This is a genomic window from Nereida ignava, from assembly GCF_001049735.1.
GTDB lineage: Bacteria > Pseudomonadota > Alphaproteobacteria > Rhodobacterales > Rhodobacteraceae > Nereida > Nereida ignava.
Genome location: NZ_CVPC01000046.1, coordinates 1 through 2835, shown reverse-complemented (window position 1 = coordinate 2835; position 2835 = coordinate 1). Strand labels below are relative to the sequence as shown.

The following is a 2835-nucleotide window of genomic DNA, read 5'->3' as shown; positions in this document are numbered from 1 at the left end:
GACTTTTCGGATTGGGCTACATTTACTACATTCTCTACATTGTTTTTTCTTCTACGAGGAAGAGGAATACTAATAGATTGCCCCAACCTCGTGGATGCACCGCCAGCCCCATCCCCCTGTATAATCAGAACTGTCAACTTGACGATTAACAAACCCCAATCTCAGGTCAGGCCTATATACGATACCCCCTAGGGCTGGGGTGGCACTCGCCCCCTACCGACTGATACCCCTGCGACGCTCTGTAAGGCCCTTATAAAACCATCAACTCCATCAGCCAACCTACTGACCAACAAGTGGATTGCCCTCGGCATGACTCACCGAGTGCCTCTGAGGCCTAGGATCAAAGGAAAGCCTATAAGCTAAGTTAACGTGCGGTAGCCCTAACTTTGGGCCGTAGACCAAATCGTAGACCAATATGGCCCTGTTGCAGGAACCCGAATGAGACAGTAGCCTTGTTTTATGAGGTTAATGCTTAGCCTTGGTGCCTGCTGGCAGAACAGAAACCCTCCAGCAGCACCACAGGCCCACTTAAAGCATTGTAATACCTCACTAATTCGACTGATCGAGTGAGCCGTAGACCATGCTAACTACCAAGCTGAACAGCTACACCTTCAATAAGAACGGTATCTGGTATTTCTCCCGTAGAGTTCCCGCTGATTTACGGCGGCATTATCGTACAAACAGGATTGCTTACTCTCTGAGGACTAAATCAGTCAGGGACGCTCGTATTAGGGCGATGAGTACAGCATGGTGATTTCAGGCAAGTAATTTTCAATCGAGGCAAAGCGTCAGCCTTCGCTGTTAAATACCCCCGAGGTAATACCCGATCGCTTCCTCTAGTTCCGCTTCTTCGTAGCCAAAATGAGAACGCACAACCTCTTCTAGCTTTCGATATACCTGCGAGGCATCAACGAAGTTAGCTTCGCTCGGATCTGTGGCCAACTTGTCTGCCGCTCGGCCGAGGCGAATGATCAATTCATGCACTACCTCGTGTTCGGACAGCAGCTTGGCTACAATCTGCTGGAACATGCCTCCCCCTGCCGCTTCAAGTCGAGGAAACATGTCCGAACTTTCGATGTCGTGATGAAACTTCAGGACTTGGCACTCACGCCCACAAAGTGATCCAAACACTCGGAAGTTTTCCGCCATCTCAAGTGAGAGCACAATCTTCTTCAGGTGCTCAGGTGGCGTATCTTTCGCTTCGATCCTTTCCAGTACCGCACCAATCTGAGCCATTTCCATAAGATAATGACGATGGATTGCCGCAAGCTGTCGACCTTTTCGGCGGTGCATATCTGTGGCAGCTGCAACCTTAGGTGCTGTCGGCCGTGAGGCCTCATCAATTGTCAGGTCATGTAGTGGCAGGATTGAGAGATCAGTCATACTGACTAAGAAAGCCCTTACTGCTTCTGAGTCAAGAATATCGACACAGCACAATAGCCGCCTACAGAGCACTCAACTAAGCAGCAGCCACTTCTGCATAACTTCCGGACTGTAGCCTTCTCCATAAGATGCCCCTACTCCTTGGGTAAGCCAGCCCCCTATCTGATCGATGATGTCGCTAGGGCACTCTACTGCTCGTAGCCTGTCTCGCATTGAGTGGCGGAAGCTGTGCATCGTGTAACCTTCGCCAATCTTTCCTTTCAGCCACTTATTCAGTGCAGCACTGGCTGAGTTCGCACTCGTTCGTTCACCGTTGTTGTACTTAGGGAATGCAAACTGACTGCTGTTGGGTTCTTCCAGTATTCGTTCTGCGGCCCACTTAGCTGAGCCTACCAACGGGACTACCCGTTCACTACTGGCCGTCTTTAATGAGCGCCAAGAATGAGGCCTGATCCTCACACAGAGGATACCATCCTTGTTTATGAAGTCTGACCTCAGCAGCCCAGCGCCCTCAGCCAGCCTGATGCCAGTGTCAGCTACTAAGGCTACTAGCCAGCGCATTTCATCGTCAGCCTTATAACACTCAGCCTGTACCTTCTTGATGTCCTCAGTCTTAACAGGCAGCCGCTTCTTTACCCCTTCTTTTTGGTTAAAGTACACGTTTGAGAACGGGTTGACGATGGCGAGCCCAAACTCACTCAGGGCTAAGTTTATAACGGCCCTGACTGTACCAAAGATCCTTGCCACAGAAGCCCCGTTCAGGCCCTTAGCGAATAGATAGTCTCGGAACTTGGTAGCATCGGATCGAAGATAATCTTTCAAGGCTTTCATGCCGCAGCAATCAATCAGATAGCCGCAGGAACGCCTTACGGCAGCTTCAAATGTAGGTGGGCGATCATGCCCCTTTAAGCGCAGGTAAACAGCCACAGCGTCTTTGAGGGAATACTCATCGACAGCAGGCTCAGCGACGGGCTCCTGCACAGCATCAGTGAGCAAATGCTTACCTGGAAGGTCTTCAGATGAAATCCTCAGGATATGCCAGTGCCTATCTAGCTTAGCAGCATCACTCATCGCCCTAATACGAGCGTCCCTGACTGATTTAGTCCTCAGAGAGTAAGCAATCCTGTTTGTACGATAATGCCGCCGTAAATCAGCGGGAACTCTACGGGAGAAATACCAGATACCGTTCTTATTGAAGGTGTAGCTGTTCAGCTTGGTAGTTAGCATGGTCTACGGCTCACTCGATCAGTCGAATTAGTGAGGTATTACAATGCTTTAAGTGGGCCTGTGGTGCTGCTGGAGAGAATTGAACTCTCGACCTCTCCATTACCAATGGAGTGCTCTACCTCTGAGCTACAGCAGCGCCGTAAAGTGAAGCGTCTTTACGAGCAATTGGGAAATCGTGCAAGCGCAATCTGGACCCTTTTTGGCAACTGCGGTATGCCGCTTGAT

3 protein-coding genes and 1 tRNA gene are annotated in these 2835 nt (G+C 50.2%); 1 reads left to right on the top strand and 3 read right to left on the bottom strand.

Annotated features, from left to right (window positions below; translation table 11 throughout):
* Nucleotides 1-580: 580 nt before the first annotated feature.
* A complete protein-coding gene (locus NIG5292_RS15285; RefSeq protein ID WP_306372348.1) occupies nt 581-754 on the top strand; it encodes a DUF6538 domain-containing protein in 174 nt (57 codons plus the stop codon).
* A gap of 47 nt (nt 755-801) precedes the next feature.
* Here NIG5292_RS15285 and NIG5292_RS14175 read toward each other — a convergent pair whose 3' ends face one another.
* The 3 genes from NIG5292_RS14175 to NIG5292_RS14165 form a co-directional block, all read right to left on the bottom strand.
* A complete protein-coding gene (locus NIG5292_RS14175) occupies nt 802-1383 on the bottom strand; it encodes a hemerythrin domain-containing protein (RefSeq protein ID WP_048600191.1) in 582 nt (193 codons plus the stop codon).
* Nucleotides 1384-1455: 72 nt separating this feature from the next.
* Nucleotides 1456-2610: a DUF6538 domain-containing protein gene (locus NIG5292_RS14170; RefSeq protein ID WP_048600190.1), complete on the bottom strand. Its 1155-nt coding sequence runs from the start codon at nt 2608-2610 to the stop codon at nt 1456-1458.
* Between the two features lie 61 nt (nt 2611-2671).
* A tRNA-Thr gene (locus NIG5292_RS14165) sits at nt 2672-2746 on the bottom strand.
* Nucleotides 2747-2835 lie beyond the last annotated feature (89 nt).